Here is a 23,114-nt window from a genome sequence, read left to right as displayed (position 1 = left end):
AGGACCACGCTTGCAGATCAATAAAGATAAAACTTAGAATCGATACAACACAGACGCCTCAATCGCACGACCAAAGATAGGACGGGCAAATACCACGCTACTGCCACTGCCGATAACGCGGGAGTTACCCTCAGTCAGTCCCAGTTGATTGGTCAGGTTAGTGCCTGCCAGGCGGAATTCCAGGTTATCCCCCAGCCCGACCAGGACACCCGCATCCAGGGTGTAATACTTGGGCAGGGATTGCTGGTTTTCTGCATCGGCAAAGCGCGCATCCACATGGGTGTAAGTGCCATACAGCTTGATATCGGCATTGTCGAGCGCGATGCGATAGCTGGGTGACAGACGGAACTGCAACTTAGGCTGGCGTTTCACTTCATTGCCGGTATTGCTGCCATAGTTTTCATATTTCGATTGCTGATAGGCACCGCTAAGCGAAATCTGGAAATTCTTGATGGGGCGTGCAGCCACTTCAAATTCCAGACCAGAACCGCTAGAGCCACCAATGGCCGTCACATTGCTGCCGTTTGCCAAAAATTGCTGGAAGGGCAGGCCGGTGAAGGTATTGTGGAAGAAAGTCAGGTAAGCACTGACGTATTCCGACACGCTTTTCAGGCCGATTTCATATTGCTTGACCTTGGTTACCGGTGCATTCACACCATTGTCACGTATGGTGTCGAACTGGGGCAGGGCAAAGCCGGAATTCAAACGTGCAAATACACTGAAGTTTTCTGATACCTTGTAGTTACCACCGAGGGTATAAGAAACTTCGCTGTCAGTACGATTGACTGGTGTGTTGCTACCACTCAGTACCGATGCATTGTTGTTGTACAGCGTCAAAGGATTATTATCCAGATCAACCGATTTGGGATTCGAGATGACGCCATTCAAACGACGGTTTTCTGTACGCACACCAGCGTCCACACGTACGCTGTCATTGATCTTCCATTCATCGGCCAGGTACAGGGCAGTATTCTGTGCCGAGAAATTTTCATTCAGAGTGAAGAAAGACGCACCATCATGACCATTGCCGCTGACTATGACGCCATTATTCAGTTGAACATTGATGGGGCGGGCATTCGGTGTTGCCGTCATCAGCACGCTATTACCCAGATACCACATGTCCTTGGATGAATAGTCGGCATAGTACAAGCCGGCTGTCATGGTGTGATCCTTGACGATTTCCTTGCTGACGCGCAGCTCATCGGTGAAGGAATTCAATTTCTTTTCTACCGACCATATGCCTGCGGACATCACCTGTTGATCAGCGGCTACAGCCGCGCCGCCGTTCAGGTAAGTGGCCGTGCCAGAAATGGCCTGCTTGCCCCCTGCCGCTGCAACCACATTAGCCTGGCCATTGGCAGACTGTATTGCGCTATTGATATAGGCAGACATGCTCATCGGGCTATTGCCGGTAAAGATGGCCAGGGTAGGCGCATCACCAGAAAAATGATTGAGCTTGTTGCTGACATTCCAACCGTTTATATTTTGTGTGAAGTCCACACCAAACAGATTGACTTGCAAGCCGCGACCATCTGCCAGGTCTTTATTGATGACCTGACCAGGGCCGACTTCCAGGGCGACATTACGCAACTCATTGCCATACAGTGATCCTGTCAAAGGATCAAAGCCAGGGAACGCTGATGGTTTACCGCCAGCACTAGTGGCAGAAATCAGCGGAACGCCAGTGTAGAACGTGTTTTTGTCATTGACTGTGCGGGCATAAAAAGTCAGCTCGCCCTGATCCAGCCTTTTGGTGATACTGGCGGTTATCTGCCCACCTTCATCTGCCGGATATTGTCCGTCACGCACGCCTTGTGCCACGCGATAAAAACCGCCTATCGTACCGTACCAGCCATCGGCAATCTTGCCACCATAATAGCCGTCAATGCGACGCAGATTACCGGTGCCCACGGTGGCACGCAGACTGCCTTCTGCTACGTCACGACCTTTCTTCAGCAGGAAGTTCATGGTGGCACCAGGCTGGCCGTTCGAGAAAATTGGGCTGGGGCCGCCGCGCAAGACTTCTACCCTGTCTATGGTATCGTCAATACGGAACAGTGACGAACCTTCAAGGAACGACAGGGTCGGTGGCGGGAACAAAGGCGAACCATTCATTTGTATGGTCACAAAGGGCGCATCGCCATCAATAGGAAAGCCGCGCACACCGATATTGGCACCGGCATTGCCACCGCTGGATTCCGCATAAATGCCGGGAACAATTTTCAACAAATCAGCCGTGCTGCTGGGGGCAGCCTGTTTGACCTGTTCTTCATTCGCTGTGGTAATGGAATAGGAAGCATCAATCTTGCGCTGGCCGCCATTGCGGGCATTGCCGGTGACAACGATCAATTGTACTTCGTCCGGTTTTGCTTCTTTTGCCGGTTTGGCGGCAGTGTTGCTGGCTTCGGTCGGATTGCTGACCACCTGGGCATGGGCCTGGCTCAATAATGTCATCATGGCGAGAGTGATCGCCGACAAGCGGAAGGGCTTGTTGCAGTTCATTTTGTGCTCCTGAATATTATTAAAGTTTTCGTCCTTAACATCTGATCAAGGACAAAACGCAAGGTGTTCCCCAATGCGTAATGTCATTTCCTGCCACTTCCTAAATGAGTATGGCCTTTTTTTGGCCTGTTTTCCCTGGTGCTCAAGTGGCGAGATGTAAAAACAAGCTCATTGAAACAAGAAATGACATCGATGTCAATTTAAATGTTATCGATGTCATTTATTCGACACAAATTATTTTTTATGATTAATAATGCAATTTCCCAGGTGGAAACGAATGCCTGCCGTGCCAGCCTTCACACATGCTGGCATGGCAATGTCAGAACAGGTACTGTATTTTCAAACTTTTTCTGCTTGCATCATGAATGTCTGCTGCCTGCATGTCAGCACAAGCTTTGGCCGGGAGATATATCGCGGCCAAACAAGCTCTGTCATAATGCGCGGGAACAAAAAAATCAATTTCAGTTGCTGACCCGAAGCACTGGCATGGGAGTTAGCCAGGCGCAGTGTGTTACCTGTGGCTGAAATATTGATATTTGAAACCAGCATTCACACAAGGTATTTGCATGTCGGCAAAAAAGCGTAGCACACCCAATCCCGAGTCAGGGGTAACGATGGAACACCTGGCAGCCATTGCCGGAGTATCCACCATTACGGTGTCGCGTGCCTTACGCAATAGCCCACTCGTGACTGTCGAAACACGGGAAAAAATCCGCAAAATTGCAGAAGAGCAGGGTTACAGGTTCAACGTCAGCGCCCGTAATCTGCGCCTGGGCCGTAGCCATTCTGTCGCCGTGGTGGTGGAAATGACACCTGCCAATGACCGGCCCATGTCTGACCCTTATCCCCTGGAATTATTGGGTGGTATTACTCAGGAACTGACGACTGCAGGCTATAGCGTGGTACTGACTTCCATGCAATTGATAGACACATCACCGGTGCAGGGGGCCGACGGCATGATCTTGCTGGGACAGGGTTCCCACGGTGAAGCGGTGCGGCATCTGCAGCGCTCTGGCCTGCCGCTGGTGATCTGGGGTGCGCCGGATGCCAATCAACCCGGCATCGTGGTTGGCAGTGATAACCGCAAGGGCGGGGCCAGCGTGGCTGAACGTTTTATCCAGCAGGGACGGCGCAAGCTCTTGTTCATAGGCGACATCGACCATGCCGAAGTGCAGGAACGTTGTGCCGGTTTCATGGAAGCCCTGGGTGACCAGCAACACGCCGTCACCATCCTGCGCCCCAAGGCATTTACCTTTGAGGCGGGGTTTGACTGCATGTCCACCTATCTCAAGAAAAAAGACAAAACCTTCGATGCCGTGTTTGCTGCCAGCGATTTGCTGGCCATGGGGGCTATACGGGCCATCACCGAAAAAAACCTGACGGTGCCAGGACAGGTCTCCGTCGTCGGCTATGACGATACGCCAGGTGCTGCCAGCTTCATCCCCGCCCTGACCAGCGTCCATCAATACCTGCGTGATGGCGGCATTTTGCTCGCCAGGAAAATCCTGGGTCTGATCAATGAAGAGACGGTAGAGTCTGAGGTTTTGCAGACTATGCTGGTGATCAGGCAGACTTGAGATAGTCCTCGCTGTGTGTTGCCAAATCAATTAATCCAGCGCATACGTTTGCGTTTCACATAGGCCACAACCCCAAAATAGTCGCTCCTGCGAAGGCAGGAGCCCAGTGGGGTTCGTCGATTGTACGCAATCGTCTTGAATGGAATGTGCGCAAAAGCCATCTTAACTCCTCCTGGTTGCTGTACTTATTTGCAAGTTTCTAAAACAGCATCCGCAAAATAAAAATTTACTTCATTGACTTTTAAAACCGGTTTAAATAGAATTAATTCAAATTTCAAACCGGTTTGAATAAGTATAAAAGCTATAAAACCAGAAAATTCACCAAAAAACACCAACGATTAAGAATAAAAATGAAGGATGACACCGTGCAAACAAGTGATGCCTTGCATCATCAATTTCCGCTGGAAGGCTGGGGAATTACTGAAAATCACATCGATGATGAGCGTCACTTGCTCAATGAAACCTTGTTTGCCTTGGGCAACGGCTATATAGGCTTGCGTGGCACGGCAGAAGAGGGCAATCAGAGAAGCGCTGCAGATTCACTGAATGGCAGTTACCTCAACGGTTTTTACGAATCCGAAGCCATACAGTATCCAGAAAACGCCTATGGTCTGGCACGCACCAATCAATTCATGCTGAATGTGCCCAATGCCAAATGTATTGAATTGATGCTGGAAGATGAAGTCTTCGATCTGCAACAAGGCACGGTAGATAGCTATTACCGTCAACTGGATTTTCGCACCGGTCTGCTGACACGCAGCCTGGAATGGACATCCGCCAAGGGGCGCAGCATGCGTTTGCACACTCAGCGTCTTGTCAGTTTTGATAACAAGCATGTGTATGCGATTTCTTATGAAGTCACACCGCTGAATTTCTCTGGTCAGATCAAACTGGTTTCTTCTATCGACGCTGCTGTAAAAAATATCGTCGCCGGGGACGACCCGCGTGTTGGTTCTGCTATCAGCGGCCCGGTCTTGCACAAGCTTGAAGTTGTGCAGGAAAGTGATTTCTCTGCTTTTTTGCATCGCACCCATAATAGTGGCTTGAACCTGGCAACAGCCATGCAGCATCGCCTGCATGCAGATAGCCCTTACACCAGCAGTCAGCAGCAAAGCGATGAAAAAATTGAGCAGCATTTCACCATTCAGGCAGTGCAGGGCAAGGCTATAAAACTGGAGAAGTTTTGCAGTTATTTTTCTTCCCGCGATTATCCGGCAGCATCCTTGCTGTCGTTGGGCCAGCAAGCATTAAACCAGGTACGCGAACAGGGTTTTGAGCAACTGGCAGCCAGCCAGCAAGCCTATCTGGATGATTTTTGGGCACAGGCAGATGTACATATAACAGGTGACGCAGCCTTGCAGCAGGGCATACGTTTCAATATGTTCCATCTGTTGCAGTCAGTCGGGCGCGATGGCAAAACCAATATCGCTGCCAAGGGGCTGACAGGTGAAGGGTATGAAGGTCATTATTTTTGGGATACAGAAATTTATATCTTCCCCTTCTTCCTCTACAACAAACCAGAGATCGCCAGGAAATTACTCGAATACCGCTATCAATACCTGCCGCAAGCCCGCGAACGTGCACGCCAGATGTCGCATGCAAGCGGCGCACTGTACCCGTGGCGCACCATAGATGGTGAAGAATGCTCTGCCTACTTCCCCGCAGGTACGGCGCAATACCATATCAATGCCGACATTGCGTATTCCATCAAGCTGTATATGGAAGCAACGGCAGACATGGAGTTTTTGCTGACACAGGGAGCAGAAATCGTACTGGAAACTGCGCGTCTGTGGATGGGGTTGGGGCACTACACCTGTTTGCCTGGTCAAAATAAAGAGTCATTTTGCATCAACGAAGTGACCGGCCCTGACGAATACACAGCCCAGGTCAACAACAATTATTACACCAACGCCATGGCGCAAATGCATTTGCGTTTTGCTGCCGATATCGTCAGGCAATTGCAGAGTCAGCATGCACAGACATATATAGAACTGTCTGAAAAAATCAATCTGCAAGCAGTCGAAGCAAATGAATGGCAACGCGCCGCTGAATACATGGCTTTGCCGTATAACAAAGAGCGTGGCATCCACGAACAGGATGACAGCTTCCTCAATAAAAAGGTTTGGGACTTCGCCAATACCCCCAAAGAAAATTATCCCCTGCTGTTGAATTATCATCCGTTAGTCATTTATCGCCATCAGGTGTGCAAACAGGCAGACGTGGTGCTGGCCTTGCTCTTGCTCAGTGATCAGTTCAACCTCAATGACAAGCGTCGTGATTTTGATTTTTATGAAGCCGTGACCACCCATGATTCGTCTTTGTCCACCTGCATCTTCAGCATCATCGCAGCAGAAGTCGGCTATCAGGACAAGGCCTATGACTACTTCATGCAAACCGCCAGGCTGGATCTGGACAATACACACGGCAACACGCACTACGGTGTACACACTGCTGCCATGGGGGGCACCTGGCTGGGTATCGCCTATGGTTTTGCCGGTATGCGCGTCAATAGTGGGCAACTGAGATTTGCCCCGGTTTTGCCCAAGCAATGGCAAGACTACCAGTTCCGCGTGCACTTCCAGGGGCAATTGCTGGAGATAACAGTTAGCCAAACCCAAGTCGAATACCGCCTCTTACGTGGCACGGCATTACAATTCCTGCACAGAGGGCAAAGCCTGCAAGTCACTCAGCTGCAAGCCACATGCAGTGTGCCTCTGCATCAACCGGAGCTGATTCATGCGTAAATACAACTACCGCGCTATCATTTTTGACCTGGATGGCGTACTGACAGATACGGCGCATTACCATTACCTGGCCTGGAAAAAACTGGCAGAAAGCGTAGGTGCCAGTTTTGATGCAGACTTCAATGAACAATTAAAGGGCGTGGACAGAATGGGTTCGCTGAACCTGATCCTGGCGGCATCCGGCAAGGTCTTCAGCGAAACAGATAAACTGGCATTGGCTGATGAAAAAAACCTGCATTACCAGAGCTTGATCGCCCAACTCAGCCCGGCTGATTTATTGCCAGGAGCGGCAGATGCCTTGCAAGCCATACGTGCTGCTGGTTTGAAAACGGCACTGGCTTCAGTCAGCAAGAATGCCCAGGCGGTAGTGGAGCGACTTGGTATTGCCGATCAGTTTGATGTCGTCGTGGATGCCGCAAAAATAATGAACAGCAAGCCAGATCCAGAGATTTTTCTAACTGCTGCAGCGGGCCTCGGTTTGACCCCAGATGCATGTTTTGGAGTAGAAGATTCGATAGCAGGCATTCGCGCCATCAAATCTGCAGGCATGTTTGCCCTGGGTATAGGCAGCCCGGTAGTGCTGACCGAGGCCGATGTTGTGATCGCAGGTCTGCATCAATTCAACTTGCAGGATTATTTGAAATGAGTCTGAAGTGAGCAGTGCTGGCAGCGTATAAAAAGCAGTGCATAAAAAGCAGCACAAAAGTAGTGAAAAAGTAGTACAAAAAATAGTAGCACCAAGTGCTACAAAAAATAAAAATCCAGGAGACAACATGACTATGCAGCATCAGTCACACGAACAGCTTGCCAGCGGGCCGCGCATTATCTTTGCGCTATTTTTGCTGTATTTTGTATTCGCAATTTTGCTCAACAGCGTAGGTACGGTGATATTGCAAGTCATCAAGACCTATGGTGTCAGCAAATCAGCTGCCAGCGTGCTGGAGGCCTTCAAGGATATTCCCATCAGCATCGTCTCGTTTTGCGTCGCTTCTTTCTTGCCGCGCCTGGGCTATAAATACGCGATGCTGATTGGCATGGCCATCGTCACGATCAGCACAGCGACCATGCCCCTGCTGCCGGGATTTTTGATGACCAAAGTCTTGTTCTTCAGTGTGGGCGTTGCTTTTGCCCTCATCAAGGTATCCGTGTATGCAACCATAGGTCTGGTCAGCACGGATCGCAAGCAGCATGCCAGCCTGATGAATATGCTGGAAGGTTTCTTCATGGTGGGCGTGCTCAGTGGCTACTGGGTATTTGGTTATTTCATTGATGCTGACAATCCCGCTTCACCAGTCTGGTTACATGTGTACTGGTTGCTGGCTGCTTTGTGTGCGCTGACTTTCTTATTGGTCGCCACAACAAACTTTACAGAATTTCAAGCCAGGCTGGTAGTCAGTCAAAGCAGCCTGTTCAACGATTTTGCTGACATGCTTAAGCTGATGGCGCGCCCTCTCGTCTGTGTTTATATCATCTCGGCTTTTTTATACGTGTTGCTGGAGCAGGGTATAGGCACCTGGCTGCCCACTTTCAATAACGAAATTCTCAAAATGCCGGTGGATATGAGTGTGCAAGCCACCAGCATCTTTGCCGCCTGCCTGGCAATAGGCAGGCTGGGGGCAGGGGCCATCATGCGCAAGCTGAACTGGTATCTGGTGCTGAATATCTGCCTTATCAGTATGGCCGCACTGGTGTTGCTGACCTTGCCGTTGACCCATAATATTGTTGCCAACCCGGACCTGCGCTGGAGCAATGCACCGTTGGCCGCCTTTATCTTCCCTTTGATCGGTCTGTTCATGGCACCGATTTATCCTGGCATTAATTCTGTCATGCTGAGCTCTTTGCCGACAAACCAGCATGCCGCCATGACGGGTTTGCTGGTCTTGTTTTCCGCCCTGGGTGGCACTAGCGGGTCCATGATTACCGGCTATGTATTCGGTGCCCTGAACGGGCAGACGGCTTTTTATCTATCGCTGTTGCCATTGAGTGTGATTTTGCTGACCCTGTTTTTTTTCAAGCGTGCGATTGAGCGGCTGGATTGACATGGTCATGTATGAACTGAACACGGTAGCGCAAGTATATAATCCCAGCTTCTGATCATCTTTGCCATTAACCCTATGTCCATTACTTTAAAGGAGCTTGCTGCCAGCCTGGGTATGTCCAAGACCACGGTCAGCCGTGCCTTGAACGGTTACCCCGAAGTCGGCGAGCAGACGCGCAAAAAAGTATTGGCGGCAGCAGAAAAATTTGGTTATGAAGCCAACCCCATGGCACGCAGTCTGGCCGTCGGGCGCACCAATGTGTTTGGCTTGATCTACCCTTTGCTGCCATCTGACCTGGGTGACCCCATGTTTCTCGGCGTGGTTGGTGGCATGGCAGAAGCGCTGGAAGCGCGCAAGATGAATCTCATGATTGCGCCTGTCTCGCCGGGCAATGAACTGCCTTCGTATGAGCAGATGGTCAAGGGCCGTCGCGTCGATGGCTTGATCGTCAGCCGCACCATGGTGCAAGACCCTCGTATTGCTTATTTATCCAGGCAGGGTTTTCCTTTTATTGCCCATGGCCGCACCCAGACAGACAAACCTTATGCCTGGTTTGACTATGACAATGCGAACGGCATACGGCTGGCTGTCAAGCATTTGCTGGCACTTGGGCATCAGCGCATCAGCCTCGTCAGCGCACCACTCGAACTTAATTTTGCCCGCCAAAGACGCACCAGTTTTATCGAAGCCATGAGCGGTGCTGGCCTCGATATCGATACCCGCTACCTGATACAGGATGCACTCGACAGACGTAGCGGCTACCTGGCAGTGCAGCAGCTATTAAACTGCACACCCAGACCCAGTGCCATTATTGTTGATAACCATTTGTCTGGCGTTGGTGCGATGCGCGCCCTGATGGATGCCGGCATCACCATAGGCAAAGACATCTCCGTCATCGTCTGGGGCAGCATGGAAGACACCCTGGTCGGCGACCAAGTCACCATCATAGACCAGCCGGACCCCAGAGCAGCAGGTGCCAAAATGAGTGAAATGCTGTTGGCCCTGATAAACGGCACGCCAGCAGCAGAACTGCAGGTATTGTGGCAACCGGTGTTGTTGGAAGGCAGTACGACCGGGCCTTGTGCATAGAACTCATTTCATCAACAGAAATGAGATGTATTTGAGGCACCCTTTAATGGCTTGGTGATTCCGGCGTATGGAGGTTACCTTGTTTGCCAATATCAAGTTTGGACTTCCACTGTGTCTTAAATGGTCTTCCTGAAGCTTTTTCTTCTTGATGAAACGAGTTCTGACATGAGAGCTGTGGAGAGCCATCTATTTGTAGATGGCTCTCCAACATTAAATACAGTTTCATTTGTGCAGTTGGCGTACTGCCAGCGCTCATTGTGACCGATGGCCATTTATTGTCAGACGCTTATTGAGCCTTCAAATACTCCACTAAATCCAGCCTGTTTTCTTTCGTCAGCATAGGCAAGTCACCAGTTTCTTTTGCTGCCTTCGTGCCATATTCATGGCCTGAATTGTAATTGCCCGGCAATCTGGTATCGAAGGTAAAGCCTTCATAGCCACTATTTTTCATGCCAACTTTTTCTGCATCAAATTCTCGCGAGCCTACCTGGAATTTTTCAGGCCGGCATTCTGCATCTTTTTGATCTGCAGGGCAGGTCGCTGGCAGCAATAAATCATACAAGGTTGGCACCGAGCCATTGTGCAGATAGGGGCCAGTCGCCCAAATGCCGTTCAGCGAACGCCCCTTGTATGCCTGCAAGGATGAATAAGGATTCATCGTCGTGTCAGGGTTGTAATTACCGTGCTTGTTTGAATCCTTGATTTCATTACTGAAAAAGGCCTTGACGATATTGAGCAGCCATTCTGACCACCTGCGTATGAAACCCTTATCAGGATCTGGCGTTGTGACTACGCCCAACGTCGCCTTGGTCAGCAGCGCAGCAACCGGTGCTTTTTTATCGAGCAAAACGTCACCTACACCTGCACCGACGTATTGATTGCGCAAAATACCAGAATAGCCTTCATATTTGACGCTATTGTTTGCCATGGTGGGATCAGTACCAACTTCTTCCAGTTTGGACATATGAGCGACCACGCGACGTTGCGGTGAGTCACGTTCTATCTCTGCATGACAACTGACGCAATAACGGTCGAACAGTTTTTCACCACGTTTGATGCGGGTCTGATCAAGCTTGCCCAAAATTTGTTCTGGCCATTGCGGCGACTGCAATTCAGTGAGCTGGGTTTCTATGCGGCGCAGATTCTGGGTATTGACGGAGCTATCATAGTCAACGACTTTCTTTTTCCATCCCTGACCAGAAATCCATGAAGTCAAAGAAAAGTGCTGGCTTTCATGCCAGTCAAGTGAGCCAAATACGCCAATGACTTCACCGGCATTGCGCCCCAGTGGGCCCAGACCACCATTGGCACCCAGGCCATTCCATTGCACATAGTCGTGCTGGGCAATATCCCACAAGAAGGGATAACTGACAGGGGCGTCGGCCTTGATGAATAACTCTTGCCGCAGTTTGACGATTTGTTTGGGCGAAGTTGCCACCCTTTCGATGATCTTGTCGCGCTCAGCAGATGTGAGGCTTTCACCTATGTCAGCCAGTGCGGTCTTTACTTCCCCCTCACTCAGGATGTTGAGCAGCACTTCTTCCATTTGCTTGCGATTAAGCAGATGTTCCAGCGTACGGTTATAGATGCGGCCAAAGGCATCCAGTCGTGCATACCCATAATCAACAGGGCTATGGTTGATGACGTTATAGCTGATCAGACGCTGCGCATAGGTTTTTATATCGGCAATCACGTCAGCTTCGCTGCTATAGGCACCGCGTTGCATCACCGCCTGCACAAAGCGTTTTTGCACATCGGGCTTGTCCCGCACGGCAACCATCGCATCAGTCAGGCCTTTCAGGAACCCGACCATGTCAGCCGCAGCCGGGCCGCCGTCAATACGCATGCCCGTGCCTTTGTAATTGATTTGTGCCGTATGGCAGGCTGCACAGGTAAAGCCCATGTAATCTTTTTTCAGGTAATTGTCTTTGACAAAACCTACTGGCAAGGCATCCGGATTACTGGAAGTTTTTTTCTGCGGCAGATAACGATAGCGATTAATGTTTTCATCACTGCGGAATAATTCAGGCTTGTCAGCCTGCTCCAGCACCAAAAAGAAATCATAAGGCAGCAAATCTGAACCCTGGGTCGTCGTGTAAAACCACAGGCTTTGCTCAGGCTTCCAGTTTTGGTCTAGATACACAATCTTGCTTGCACTGTCACCAAACGCATCTTGTTTGACGGTGGTGGCACCGCGATCAGGGTCGCTGTCAGACACTTCCCAACGTTGCGCCAACAAAATGATCAGCGGCGGAATGACAAACAACAAAACCAGCAGCAAGAAACCATGCCGTATTTTCAGTTTTATTTTTGGAAATTTCATGGCAGATTCCATTAGTGAATGAAAGAGATGGATTCAGTGCAGGATAAGATATGCCTTTAATTATAATTTTGGCATGCTAAGATTGTAATTGCATTTTTGAAGGTTTTCCAGTGAATGTGTAAATTTGCAACAATATGCAATTCTGAATAGATTTGTCCTGTTTGTCTTGAAGGCGTGGCGTGTAAAGAAGTACGTAAACTATTCGCTGAGCACTTAAAACAGAAAATACCCAATACAGCCAATGGCGATCAGCATGAAGGGCAGGCCAATCCAGGCGATTTTTGTGAAACCAACTTGCTGTGGCCTGGATGGAAATCCGGCTTCAAGAAAAGAAAACGTCACACCTCTGCCCGCTTTGTATTCAAGATTCCAGAATAGTCCCGCACTGACATACAAGACCGATGAGGCATAAATATTTGCTTCCCAGGTCAGAGGATAAGTACCATCCCGCAGCAGCAGGTACAAGTCATAACACCAACTCGCAGAAAACATCCACATGCCTAGCGCAAGCAGAATATGCCTCAGTCTGGCTTTACGACTGAAACCCAGATAAACCGTCCCAATAGTCCACGGTGCGGTCAGAAAGGTAAGGATAGACATGATGGCTGCATCCACATAGTCCCAAGTTGGGTCACCTGTGTAAGGCGCAATCACCGTAATGCCGATGGCGGCTATGCTGAACGTGACCAGCTTCCATGGGACAAACAAAAAATCACGATAAGCAAGCAACGGAAATGAAGTCCGGTCAGAAAAATACAGCGCCACGCAGACTGCACAATAGAGTATCCAGGTGATTAAATAAATGGTGAATTCTATAGGCATATAGTTGAACACCACCTTCAGTTAGCTAGCAATTTTCTTCTTGCGGGTCTTGTATCGTTACGGGCCACCCGGCCGAAGGTGAATCACGGCAAGTAAAAAAGCCACGAGTTTCGGTCGCGAGTAGTTGCCGAAAGGGAGAGAGAATGCAGTGTCTAGCCTGAGCTTAGCGTATGCTTGCGTGGTTTGGCAACTCAGGCTTTTTGCTGATGTAGTATTTACGGCGTTTCATGACTAAGTCTTGCGCATGAATGCCGTAGTCAACCGCTACGATGTTTTGGTCAGAGTAACAATGGCGAGGCGGCAAAGCAGCAATACCGTCCAAATACAGAGCCAGCTTTACGCCACATTGACCAGTTTCGGTTTCATGCGGTATACGCTATATCCGTTCTTGCCATGTTTCTTGGCTTCGTACATGGCTTCATCGGCTTCTTGCAAAGCGCTGGTGATATCAGTACTGCAAATACTGATCCCGATGCTGGCACCTAAGCCATCGCCAATTTTGCTGATCTTGTCGACGATGCGCTCTGACAACTTGTTGGCTACCGACTGCATCACATTTTCTGGAGCGCTCAGGCACACAACAAATTCATCGCCGCCAAGACGGCCAGCCACGTCGCTATCCCGCAAGACAGACTTCAGCGCCTCCGCTGCACGAACAAGAACAATATCTCCATGTTCATGGCCGAAGCGATCATTGATCGACTTGAAACCATCCAAATCGATAAACAAGGTGGCGAAGCCTTTGCCATTCGCGACGCTTGACGCGCGCAGCAATTCAGCATTTTCCGTAAACAAATCACGGCGCGGGAGCTTGGTTAGTGTGTCGAGTCGGGCTTCATCTATCCTCACTTCCAGTTGCGCATTGGAATTGGCTAACTCATCCGCGATCGCCACGCTTCGCTCATAGGATTGTTTGATATCGTTCAGGTATACCAACATCATGATCGATGCCGAAATTAGTGCATTTGCCCTGCCGACGTACCAGCCTAGCGACAATCGCGTCGCCCCCATCATTGTGATAGCGTTGTCGCACAACAGCGCCACAAGCGTGATACCCAGCCAAACATGCAGAACATTGCGAAAGCCACTTGCACGCCAGAGTATTACCAGAGCCGCCAATAACAAAACCTGAAGTGCGGGAGCGATGCCGGAGCTGGTAATTTTGCTAAAGTCACCCTTGACATCCAGAACCGGCAACCAATTGTGAAAAGCGGTCACGAGAATCACCGTGCCAGCAAACGCGACGAAGACTACAATCGATGTTTGACGAATGGCGTGTTGATGATCGATGGTTCGATGGCCGGGACGACGATATTCGCTCCACGCAAAGAGCAAAATGCCAACAGCTGGGCCGGCGTGCCAGAAGAACCACAGCCAAATCGTCGTTTGGCCTCCACCTATCAGTGACCCCGTGTCTATAAATGCGCCAGGGAAAGACAGAAATTGCACAACCAGTACGCCAGCAGTGTACAAACATCCGGCGCTCAAATGCAGTAGTGCTTCCGAACGGGTGGCTTTATAGTGCCCAAACATCAAGTAGGCGGTGATCAGGTAAATGCCGATCACCGCAGTTTGATACGAGGGGAGGAAAGCTTGAATCTTGCCCCAGGGTGTTTGAGCAAATGGCAGCAAAAATACCGTGACAATGCAGAGTGTGACACACATCCAGATTGCAAAGTAACGTTGACTTGATGTCGCCATACGAGTCGCCGGCGAAATATTATTTTTATCGCTTTCAAACGGCGAGGTATCGGCGGCGCGGCGGGCGGATTGCATGGTGGTTCTCCGATTATACGAACACCAGATAAGCTGGCACTATTTGACAGCATAACCGTTTATTTCTAATTGGCAAGAATTCTATGTCTGCTGAACCAGATAAGTGGCCTGTGCATGCAAGATTTAACATTCTCTTTTTGGAGGGAGCATCCTTTCACATGGCGACCAGCTAATGTATCGGTGGAATAATCAATGTGTATTGATAACAGCTATACAAGATATTATTGTTGTGTGTATCTGTTGTCATTATATTGAGATTGCCATGCGCGCTGCTATCAATATCAGTGCTGGCACAAAAATTTGGCCCCCAGATTCCATAGGAGACCACCCATGAATTGGCAGTGTTTGTATTTTAGTGTAGGTTGCGGGATTCGGCTATCCTGGCCAGCCATGCTGCTTGCATGTTCTATGTTATTCGTGGGCTCCCCACAGCTGGCTTGCAGTTCCTGATATCCACTTCGCAGCTTGCAAGCTGCTCAGATTCGTGAGGTAGATGACAGCACACAGGTGCTTTCATCAGTCCCCGCGTCCAGAAGCATTCTTCAGACAGTTCTACATGTTTAGTGCTGCCATTTGATTTAATCCTGACGACGCGGCCGCACACGCTATGGCAAGACAAGTTACTTATTATTTAATTAAGTGGCAATCTCTGATTAAGTACACTCGGCCCCGTTGCAACCCTCATGAATATGGGGGCAACTTTGCAAAACCGGACTTAATCAGAGGTTCTTGACATACTGTCTGATCAAGACAAAGCTACAAAAATGGCTACCAGTATCATGCATAAGCTGCGCCCTATACCTTGCAGTTGCAGGGCGCGATTAAGATTTCTGGAAAATCAATTTCCCTGCCATCATGCCACTCTGGTAAGCGATGGTTGCCGCAATCAGTTTCCTCATAGTTCGCAAAAGCCTTGACCTTTTTGTTGAGATAAGTCGCTTCGGTCACGGTCGGCAGGATCGGTGCGCCGAGGTCATCAAGACAGAAGCCGTCGCCATCAAGCTCTGCGCCACCGAAGCCTGCATATAGAAAACATGTTGGCTAGACGGCAGTACATGTTCAGTGCTGCCTTCCAGCAGGATGTCCAGCAAGGTGACGTCGGGCGGTGGCACCAGCTGCGAGTGCTCGCCACCAATACTGCCCACCGTTATATCCGTAGCCGGAGCCAATTCATGTCCGTGGAGCCACCTCAAAAAGTCGCGGAATTCCGCTTTCGATCGTGGGGTCCCTGAACTGGAAGCCTGTGGCAAGTAGTTTCGAGTTCGAATATTTCGAATCGGTCTCCATGTAGCTGCGTACGATCACGCCAGCGAATAAGCCAAGCATCCATCCGGGGACGTTTCTCGTTCTCAGCGGCTTGTTCATTGTGGCGGCGGCGAGCGCCGCGATCTCATCGTAGGTAACAGGTTTATTGTCGACGAGGAAGTAGCCTTCCGTGGGTGATCGCAGCATTGCAGAGTCCGCTAACGCAAGATGAGCAAGGGCACGACCACAATCGTCCACCGAAATCGGGGACGCCCAGTGCTGCGGTCCAGTGAGTCGCATCACTGGTTTCCCAGCATTAATCGGATCAAGATAATATTGTTTGAACCAGGAACCATGACCGTACACGGCACCAGGGAAGGCGATGATCACTTCACGACCAGGGCTCGCCAACGCCTTGACAGTCTCGACCGCAGATTGAATATACGGGCCGAACCCCGTAGGGCGCGGCGTCATGGTCTCATCTTTGGCTGACCCGGAACCCGTTTCACCATAATAAGAGTTTCCAGCGACGTATAGTAGACGCGTTTGACGCTCGGGCGGCAATGCATCAAAGAGGCTTCGATCAAGCGCGAGGCGCGCGGTCTCATATCGACGAGCAACTTTGGCCGATATACGTTGGCCGAATGTCGCGGGCTGCGCAGCATGTATCACTACGTCGGCTTGCGCGACGGCTTGCTGCCACTCACCTGGTTCACTCAGATCACCTATGACCGGCAACGCGCCTGCTAATTCGATGAGTCTGGCGGATTGCGCCGAGCGGGCTAATGCGTGCACTTTAACCGTTGGATCTTCCCTAAGTGCCTTTAGCGTGGCTGCTCCAATAAATCCGGTTCCACCGAGCAGAAAAATTTTCTTATTCATATAGGATGTTTCTAAATTGTAGAGCCCTAAGCAAATCAATTCGTCAATCGAAAAAATCCCGAATTGCACCATGAAAGGCTTGCAGGAAAATTTATGGCGTAGGCTGAAGCGAATGTGCTTCAGCCTGATTGTAGCCGCTACGTTTTTAAGCAATGCCAGCGCCCAGAGCCGGAAACACATCGGTGAACAGCAAAGTAATCAGTTGCTGACCGGCTGGCGTTGACCAGTCTTGTGCGATTTCAGCCATGAGCGTGTTGGTGGCTGTGAGCACCACACCCGCGTCATGCATTCGTTGACGTGAAAACTCTTCGGATAGCACGCTAGGTGATCCTGAAGCGTCCATCACAGCTTGCACCGCAAAACCTTCTTGTGCAGCGTCAATGGCCGGGAAGATGAGACAAACATCGGTGGTCACACCTGCCATGATCAGATTCTTGCGTCCTGTGGCCAGTACTGTATTGCGGAAGTCGGGATAGGCCCAGGCGTTGACCACGCCGGGGCGCTTGACCCGTGCTGCGTGCGCTTCGGGTAGAATCTCGGCGATTTCCGGCAGAATCGGCCCTTGGGCGTGATCTTCCTGACTGGAGGTAATTACGACCGGTATATTGAGAATTTTCGCCATCTTTGCCAGCGCAATCGACTGCTTGGCTGCAAGTTCGCGATCAATATTCTTAATCAACTGCATCGTACCGACCTGATGGTCAATCAACAGCAGGGCTGTGTTTTCGGCGTTTAAACGTTCAGTTTTCATGAAATAACTCCTTAAAGTTTCGATAGCGGCGCAGAAGTTGAACGACTCATGCTTCCTGTGGACATGAGGGGCTGTTACAGCTTTCCCATCGCGCCACTATGGTAGGCGGCGGTCGCCGCAGTCAGGTTCTCAAAGCTCGCAAAAGCCATGGGACCGTTTGAAAAGATCGGTTGCTCCAGCGGTTGACCGATGAATATGGCGACCCTAGCGCCTCCCGTCCTGGCGACAAGTTTGTGCTTAGTCGCTTCTGTTGTGGTCGGTATGATCGGTGCACCAAGGTCATCAAGACTGAAATTCTCGCCATCAAGCTCTGCACCACCGAAAATCGGCATAATGAAGGCACGTTGACCAACGGCCAGCGGAAGCAGCAGTTCTGCCCCAGCTTCGAGCGTGATGTCCAACAAAGTGACTTCGGTCGGCGGTACCAACGGTGAGTGAACGTTATCAAAACTCCCCAAGGGAACCCTCACCCGCGTGCCGGGGCGTTGTACTACTGGCACGTCTTGCGGAGCCAGGCTGAGCGCAAACGGTGCCTCGTTCTGCCGTTGCTGAGGCAGATTGACAAAGATTTGCAGTAAATGTGCAGTTCTGCCTTGCACTGCTGGATTTTCCTCGTGGATAACCCCGCGCCCCGCGGCCGTCCAATGCAGGCCGCCCGGCTCTATCAAGGTGCTGTTGCCCGTCGAATCGCGATTGGCAACGCCAGTTTCCGAATCGAGAAACAGATAAGTCACTGCCGAAAAGCCAGCATGTGGATGAGGTGGAAACGTCGGCGCGCTCATCCAGGCATGGTCGATACCCATAAAGGGATCAAGTTGTGCAGGATCGGAACAATGCAAACGATAGGCACGGAACTGGCTTCCGCGATTGGCGCGTTGCATACGGGCGATATTAGTAGCCATGGCAATATCAATTCTTTAAAGGTTGTCTGATGCAAGTGCGATGATGTATTTTCGACTAATTTACTGATGGGATAAAGTGGGTACAATGGGAAGCATTGATCCAAAAATGGCGCAATGTAATGGAACTGTTGAACGACATGGCCTTGTTTATCGAGGTCGCAAGCACCTTAAACTTTCGGCGTGCCGCCGATGCCTCCGGAATACCAAATTCCACGTTATCGAGGAGGATAGCTGCATTGGAAAAACATATTGGCCTGCGGCTGCTCCATCGCACCACAAGGAAGGTGGAATTGACAGAGGCGGGCCAGCTTTACTATGAACGGTGCAGGCGCATTGTTGATGAAGCACGGATTGCGCATGAGCAATTAAGTGAGATGCTGACTCAGCCAAGCGGGCTATTGCGTGCATCGCTACCTGTGGACTTCGCTACCATCTATATGGCACCGATCCTTGCGGAGTTCGCCAGGTGCTACCCTGGTATCACTTTCGAATTTGACCTTACACCGCGGAGGGTGGATCTGGTTACAGAGCCGTTTGATGTGGCGATCCGCATGGGTGAACAGCCAAATTCAAACCTGATCGCCCGACTGCTGGCTCGCTTATCAGTGAAGGTATACGCGTCGCCACGTTATCTTGATTTGTATGGTGAGCCTGGACATCCTACCGACCTTGCCAAGCATGAATGCCTCGGTTTTCCCAAAGGTGGGAGGTGGACCCTGTATCGCGATATGGAAAGGCTGGAGGTGGATGTCGGCGGCAAATTTATGGTGAATAGCGTTGGCATGATTCGACGCCTTGCAACGCTTGATTTGGGTATTATCATGTTGCCGGGAGACGTCGTAGCAGAAGATATCGCTGCTGGCCGACTGCGCCGGATACTGCCTGGCTGGAATGGACAGCCCACACCGGTCTACGCAATCACGGAAACCCGGTTATTACCAGCAAAGACGCTGCGCTTTATTGAGTTCTTGCAGGAGCATTTGCGTCAGCAATCGTGAGCGTTCAGCGGTTGAATATCTTGGCTCCAGCCTCCATGATTAATTTGTGAATTAGAACCCGTTTCAAAATGACGTGACGGCGTTACGCTCTTGGCTGTACAGTTGAATTGTCTTTGTCGGCCACCAACAAATGGTATGTAGTCCGCGGAAATCGAACCCGGGTCCAAAAGCAATCTTCAGACAGTTTCGCATGCATTTGATTTAATCCTGACGACGCGAGCGCACACGCCGTGGCAAGAAGAGTCCCTATTATTTTATCAACCGGCAAGCTCTGATTAAGTACACCCAGCCCCGTTTGCAACCCTCATGAATATTGAGGGGCAATTTTGCAAAACCGGACTTAAAAACCGGACTTAATCAGAGGCTCTTAACATACAGTCTGATCAAGACAAAGCTACAAAAATGGCCACCAGTATCATGCATAGCCCGAAACCTACACCTTGCAATTGCAGGGCGCGGCGCGATTGGAATTTACTGAAAATCAATTGCCCTGAGTAGATCCAGAGAAAATGGCAGACCAAGCCTATCATGGTAAACACGATGGCGATCTGGGCGACTTGTGCGATCAAGGGCAGTGCCGGGTTCAGGAACTGTGAGAACATCACTAGTATCATCGAATGCACCTTGGGATTCAGCGATAGCGAAATGAAGCCATCTGAAAAACTCAGTACGTTCAAGTCTGTTTTATATCCCACAGCGGAAGACTTAAAAAAGCCGTAGGCCAGATACAATATGTACAGTGTACCGCCCCATTTCAGGAAGCTGTAGGCCAATGGATATTGACTGAAAATCTGACTCAGGCCAAAGCCATAGATCAGACACCAGCACAGGTTGCCGGCCTCAAAACCCATCCAGAATGGAAGACTGCCTCTGACACCAAATTTACCGCCAGAGGCGGCCAATATGGCATTGCCCGGGCCAGGGCTGATAATCATGGGTATAGCAAAACTCAGTATCAATTCCCAAATTTTTAATGTGATCATTTTTTCTCCGGTGCAAATCTTATAAGAAGTGCCATTAAAGCAAACTTCCCTCTCCAGGAAAAACGATGTATTCTTATATCCTCGATTAGAAAAATTAATCGAGCTTCATAAATAAAATACCCCTTAAAAAAGAACAATTAAGAATGGCGCGTCGCTTACCACCCTTGACTGCCTTGCGCGCTTTTGAGGCGGCAGCGCGGCTATGCAGTTTTACCCGTGCCGCGACTGAACTGCATGTAACACAAGCGGCCATTAGTCATCAAGTCAAGCAGCTGGAAGAGTGGTTGAATTTAAAGCTATTTGAGCGCTACGGCCATAGGTTGACGCTGACAACTGAGGGCAAAGCCTATCTGTCTGAGTTGAGCGAGATATTTGATACCCTCGCTGCCATAACAGCAAAGCTGACAGGAGATCCCTTCGCGGGCGTATTGCGTATTACAGCGCTGCCTTCTTTTGCAAGCAAATGGCTGATGCCCAGATTGGCAAGCTTTCGCGCGGTGCAGCCAGATATTGACTTGCATATTACAAGTTCTTTGGTTCCCGACAATTTTTCAGACGGTAAATTTGATCTCGCCATACGCTTGGGGCTGGGTCGCTGGCCTGGTCTGCGCGCCGACCTGATCGCGCCTGAATATCTATCCCCTTTATGCAGCCCGCAATGGCTAACCAGATCAGCAGCTCTGCTCACACCGGCTGATTTGTGTAAGCACACGCTTTTGCACGACCAGCCGCGTGACAATTGGGGGCTCTGGTTTGAGATGGCAGGGCTGGGCGATATAGATACCCGCACCGGGCCTGCATTCAGCGATTCCAGCCTGGTGCTGCAAGCGGCGATTGATGCGCATGGCGTGGCACTGGGGCGCTGTTTTCTGGCGTCGGATGACATTGCAGCAGGACGCCTGGTCAAACCTTTTGCACTAAATTTACCGAATGATTTCAGCTACTGGCTAGCGTATCCGCGCGCGTCGGCAACCAATTCTGGAGTGGTCGCTTTTCGTGACTGGCTGCTAGACGAAACTGCTCCTTATAGAACAGGGAATCACCACGTTAGTGACCAGCAAGATTAGAAATGGAGACCTTACTCTTTTAAGGTTGTACCGCTTGCGTAGCCGCTATTCAGAGCGATCTGGTATTGCAAAAGATAGACCACGCAGGTGTGAAATTGCGGCATAATTTTCATCAATATGACGCCCGTTTATATGGCGCAATAAATGTGGTGTAATTTGATCCTGTCACTGTGCCGGTTCTCAGCAGTCTTGCAGCAGGCAAAAAAGCACAAACCTACTTGTTTACAATGAATAGTCATTGCGTTCAGTATTCAATTCAGACAGGTATTCAATAAATTCAAACTGCAGATGATCTTTGACGATGAAATAGACACTTTTCCTGTGCGGGTGTGCTGCTCCCCAGTGGTCAGGTGAATATCCGGTTTTTTGCAGCCGTTCTATGACTGCCGTGACAGACGGTACTACGATCCCTATGTGTTTGGTGCCAACCTGATGCTCCTTCCAGTTCAGGCCAGTGCCTTCACCACCGTCTTGCAGGGCAAGATAGCTGGTGTCGTTACCTATATGTAACCAGTGTACTTTTTTTCCAAACCAGTCCATATTACCTTCGCCACGTATGTCCCAATCAGGTAGCGCAGACTTGATGAAATTGACGGTTTCATTCATATCCTTAACTGTGATGTTGGCGTGTTCAACGTAGGTGGTCGACATATGCAGCTCCGCAAATTGGCGTGACAAACAGAAGTAAAAATCGGTATGAGACTATTAGAACTCATTACATATATAGGGATGAGTGCGAGCAAGGCGATTCGGGATGCAGTGCAAGGCGTCGTCGCGCAGCTAAGGCTGGTGCCTTAGCAAGCGGCGCAACGCTGCAATGCGCCCGAATCGCCAGCTCCCGAAGGGTTTGCCTCATAACGTGTGCTGGACTGCGTTGGACTCGTTGTCAATAGACCCGCTGTTGACTGCCTCGTCCGCCATGCCAGCCCACGTTATGAGGCAAACGCATCTCACCCCTATTTATGAAATGAGTTCTACATATTTTAAGGGAGCAAGCGCGTGGGTGCGATTAGTTGTTATTTCTAAGCGCAACAAGTGAGGGAAGCTCAGTACATTAAGGTCGAGACGTTTTTTAAAATCTATGAATGTAAGAAATGCCCCTGGTTTTTTGTAGGCTAATTGGTTCCTAAAACTGGTGTAGTCGCGTGAAATTAAAATTTTCTATGAATACTTGATTCAACAGACTCTGTCAAAAATCGTATGGGGTATTCGTCAGTGTAACGATCAATATATTGGTTACTTGCTCCGGTAGGCGTCAGGCGCTATTGTTCTGTAAGAGGTAATTAATGATTCGATGGCAGAACCAAATTGTACTGGTTGCATATGAATTGCAGAACAGGTCGCATGCCAATATAACCAGCAGATATGTCGAAGTTTAAATTTGTCGTAGTTTTCAAAATAGGAATTTATGATC

At 50.0% G+C, this 23,114-nt stretch carries 16 protein-coding genes; 7 read left to right on the top strand and 9 right to left on the bottom strand.

What is annotated here, in order from left to right; translation table 11 throughout:
- Positions 1–33: 33 nt before the first annotated feature.
- A complete protein-coding gene (locus AC1RVX_RS09920; RefSeq protein WP_493216421.1) occupies positions 34–2,502 on the bottom strand; it encodes a TonB-dependent receptor in 2,469 nt (822 codons plus the stop codon).
- A gap of 566 nt (positions 2,503–3,068) precedes the next feature.
- On the opposite strand from AC1RVX_RS09920, the gene AC1RVX_RS09915 reads away from it, so the two are divergent.
- The 5 genes from AC1RVX_RS09915 (at position 3,069) to AC1RVX_RS09895 (ending at position 9,951) form a co-directional block, all read left to right on the top strand.
- Positions 3,069–4,079 (top strand): LacI family DNA-binding transcriptional regulator, encoded by a 1,011-nt coding sequence (locus AC1RVX_RS09915; protein WP_493216420.1) that lies wholly within the window; start codon positions 3,069–3,071, stop codon positions 4,077–4,079.
- Positions 4,080–4,429: 350 nt separating this feature from the next.
- Positions 4,430–6,823 (top strand): glycoside hydrolase family 65 protein, encoded by a 2,394-nt coding sequence (locus AC1RVX_RS09910; protein ID WP_493216419.1) that lies wholly within the window; start codon positions 4,430–4,432, stop codon positions 6,821–6,823.
- Positions 6,816–7,469 carry a beta-phosphoglucomutase gene (gene pgmB, locus AC1RVX_RS09905; protein WP_493216418.1) on the top strand — a complete coding sequence of 218 codons (654 nt, stop codon included), beginning with the start codon at positions 6,816–6,818 and terminating at the stop codon, positions 7,467–7,469. The genes AC1RVX_RS09910 and pgmB overlap by 8 nt, the downstream gene beginning before the upstream one ends.
- 127 nt (positions 7,470–7,596) lie before the next feature.
- Positions 7,597–8,862 (top strand): MFS transporter, encoded by a 1,266-nt coding sequence (locus tag AC1RVX_RS09900; protein WP_493216417.1) that lies wholly within the window; start codon positions 7,597–7,599, stop codon positions 8,860–8,862.
- An 81-nt stretch (positions 8,863–8,943) separates the two neighbouring features.
- On the top strand, positions 8,944–9,951 hold the full coding sequence (locus AC1RVX_RS09895; protein ID WP_493216670.1) for a substrate-binding domain-containing protein: 1,008 nt from the start codon (positions 8,944–8,946) through the stop codon (positions 9,949–9,951).
- A 286-nt stretch (positions 9,952–10,237) separates the two neighbouring features.
- Here AC1RVX_RS09895 and AC1RVX_RS09890 read toward each other — a convergent pair whose 3' ends face one another.
- The 6 genes from AC1RVX_RS09890 to AC1RVX_RS09865 form a co-directional block, all read right to left on the bottom strand.
- The gene (locus tag AC1RVX_RS09890; RefSeq protein WP_493216416.1) at positions 10,238–12,274 is read right to left on the bottom strand and encodes a di-heme-cytochrome C peroxidase; all 2,037 of its coding nucleotides are present in this window, start codon (positions 12,272–12,274) and stop codon (positions 10,238–10,240) included.
- A 213-nt stretch (positions 12,275–12,487) separates the two neighbouring features.
- The gene (locus tag AC1RVX_RS09885; RefSeq protein WP_493216415.1) at positions 12,488–13,096 is read right to left on the bottom strand and encodes a hypothetical protein; all 609 of its coding nucleotides are present in this window, start codon (positions 13,094–13,096) and stop codon (positions 12,488–12,490) included.
- A 336-nt stretch (positions 13,097–13,432) separates the two neighbouring features.
- On the bottom strand, positions 13,433–14,872 hold the full coding sequence (locus AC1RVX_RS09880) for a diguanylate cyclase domain-containing protein (protein WP_493216414.1): 1,440 nt from the start codon (positions 14,870–14,872) through the stop codon (positions 13,433–13,435).
- Between the two features lie 1,170 nt (positions 14,873–16,042).
- Positions 16,043–17,152 carry an NAD-dependent epimerase/dehydratase family protein gene (locus tag AC1RVX_RS09875; protein ID WP_493216413.1) on the bottom strand — a complete coding sequence of 370 codons (1,110 nt, stop codon included), beginning with the start codon at positions 17,150–17,152 and terminating at the stop codon, positions 16,043–16,045.
- Positions 17,145–17,750, bottom strand: a complete 606-nt coding sequence (locus AC1RVX_RS09870) for an isochorismatase family protein (RefSeq protein WP_493216412.1) — start codon at positions 17,748–17,750, stop codon at positions 17,145–17,147. The genes AC1RVX_RS09875 and AC1RVX_RS09870 overlap by 8 nt, the downstream gene beginning before the upstream one ends.
- A 74-nt stretch (positions 17,751–17,824) precedes the next feature.
- Positions 17,825–18,652 (bottom strand): pirin family protein, encoded by an 828-nt coding sequence (locus AC1RVX_RS09865; RefSeq protein WP_493216411.1) that lies wholly within the window; start codon positions 18,650–18,652, stop codon positions 17,825–17,827.
- A 119-nt stretch (positions 18,653–18,771) separates the two neighbouring features.
- On the opposite strand from AC1RVX_RS09865, the gene AC1RVX_RS09860 reads away from it, so the two are divergent.
- Positions 18,772–19,650, top strand: coding sequence for a LysR family transcriptional regulator (locus AC1RVX_RS09860; RefSeq protein ID WP_493216410.1), 879 nt, complete (start codon positions 18,772–18,774; stop codon positions 19,648–19,650).
- A gap of 383 nt (positions 19,651–20,033) precedes the next feature.
- Here the strand turns inward: AC1RVX_RS09860 and AC1RVX_RS09855 are convergent, their stop codons facing one another.
- Positions 20,034–20,633 (bottom strand): LysE family translocator, encoded by a 600-nt coding sequence (locus AC1RVX_RS09855; protein WP_493216409.1) that lies wholly within the window; start codon positions 20,631–20,633, stop codon positions 20,034–20,036.
- 143 nt (positions 20,634–20,776) lie between these two features.
- Here AC1RVX_RS09855 and AC1RVX_RS09850 point away from each other — a divergent pair, with 143 nt between their 5' ends.
- Positions 20,777–21,700, top strand: a complete 924-nt coding sequence (locus AC1RVX_RS09850) for a transcriptional regulator GcvA (protein ID WP_493216408.1) — start codon at positions 20,777–20,779, stop codon at positions 21,698–21,700.
- Between the two features lie 222 nt (positions 21,701–21,922).
- On the opposite strand, the gene AC1RVX_RS09845 is transcribed toward AC1RVX_RS09850, so the two are convergent.
- Positions 21,923–22,351 carry a VOC family protein gene (locus AC1RVX_RS09845; protein ID WP_493216407.1) on the bottom strand — a complete coding sequence of 143 codons (429 nt, stop codon included), beginning with the start codon at positions 22,349–22,351 and terminating at the stop codon, positions 21,923–21,925.
- Between the last annotated feature and the right edge of the window lie 763 nt (positions 22,352–23,114).

It is taken from the genome of Undibacterium sp. GW821-FHT11B02, from assembly GCF_058808955.1.
This window is presented reverse-complemented; position numbering and strand designations above follow the sequence as displayed.

What these genes read in the sequence shown, in the direction of transcription:
- AC1RVX_RS09920 (WP_493216421.1), bottom strand. Translation starts at nt 2,502, where the DNA reads ATGAACTGCAACAAGCCCTTCCGCTTGTCGGCGATCACTCTCGCCATG.
- AC1RVX_RS09915 (WP_493216420.1), top strand. Translation starts at nt 3,069, where the DNA reads ATGTCGGCAAAAAAGCGTAGCACACCCAATCCCGAGTCAGGGGTAACG.
- AC1RVX_RS09910 (WP_493216419.1), top strand. Translation starts at nt 4,430, where the DNA reads ATGAAGGATGACACCGTGCAAACAAGTGATGCCTTGCATCATCAATTT.
- pgmB (WP_493216418.1), top strand. Translation starts at nt 6,816, where the DNA reads ATGCGTAAATACAACTACCGCGCTATCATTTTTGACCTGGATGGCGTA.
- AC1RVX_RS09900 (WP_493216417.1), top strand. Translation starts at nt 7,597, where the DNA reads ATGACTATGCAGCATCAGTCACACGAACAGCTTGCCAGCGGGCCGCGC.
- AC1RVX_RS09890 (WP_493216416.1), bottom strand. Translation starts at nt 12,274, where the DNA reads ATGAAATTTCCAAAAATAAAACTGAAAATACGGCATGGTTTCTTGCTG.
- AC1RVX_RS09885 (WP_493216415.1), bottom strand. Translation starts at nt 13,096, where the DNA reads ATGCCTATAGAATTCACCATTTATTTAATCACCTGGATACTCTATTGT.
- AC1RVX_RS09880 (WP_493216414.1), bottom strand. Translation starts at nt 14,872, where the DNA reads ATGCAATCCGCCCGCCGCGCCGCCGATACCTCGCCGTTTGAAAGCGAT.
- AC1RVX_RS09870 (WP_493216412.1), bottom strand. Translation starts at nt 17,750, where the DNA reads ATGAAAACTGAACGTTTAAACGCCGAAAACACAGCCCTGCTGTTGATT.
- AC1RVX_RS09865 (WP_493216411.1), bottom strand. Translation starts at nt 18,652, where the DNA reads ATGGCTACTAATATCGCCCGTATGCAACGCGCCAATCGCGGAAGCCAG.
- AC1RVX_RS09860 (WP_493216410.1), top strand. Translation starts at nt 18,772, where the DNA reads ATGGAACTGTTGAACGACATGGCCTTGTTTATCGAGGTCGCAAGCACC.
- AC1RVX_RS09855 (WP_493216409.1), bottom strand. Translation starts at nt 20,633, where the DNA reads ATGATCACATTAAAAATTTGGGAATTGATACTGAGTTTTGCTATACCC.
- AC1RVX_RS09850 (WP_493216408.1), top strand. Translation starts at nt 20,777, where the DNA reads ATGGCGCGTCGCTTACCACCCTTGACTGCCTTGCGCGCTTTTGAGGCG.
- AC1RVX_RS09845 (WP_493216407.1), bottom strand. Translation starts at nt 22,351, where the DNA reads ATGTCGACCACCTACGTTGAACACGCCAACATCACAGTTAAGGATATG.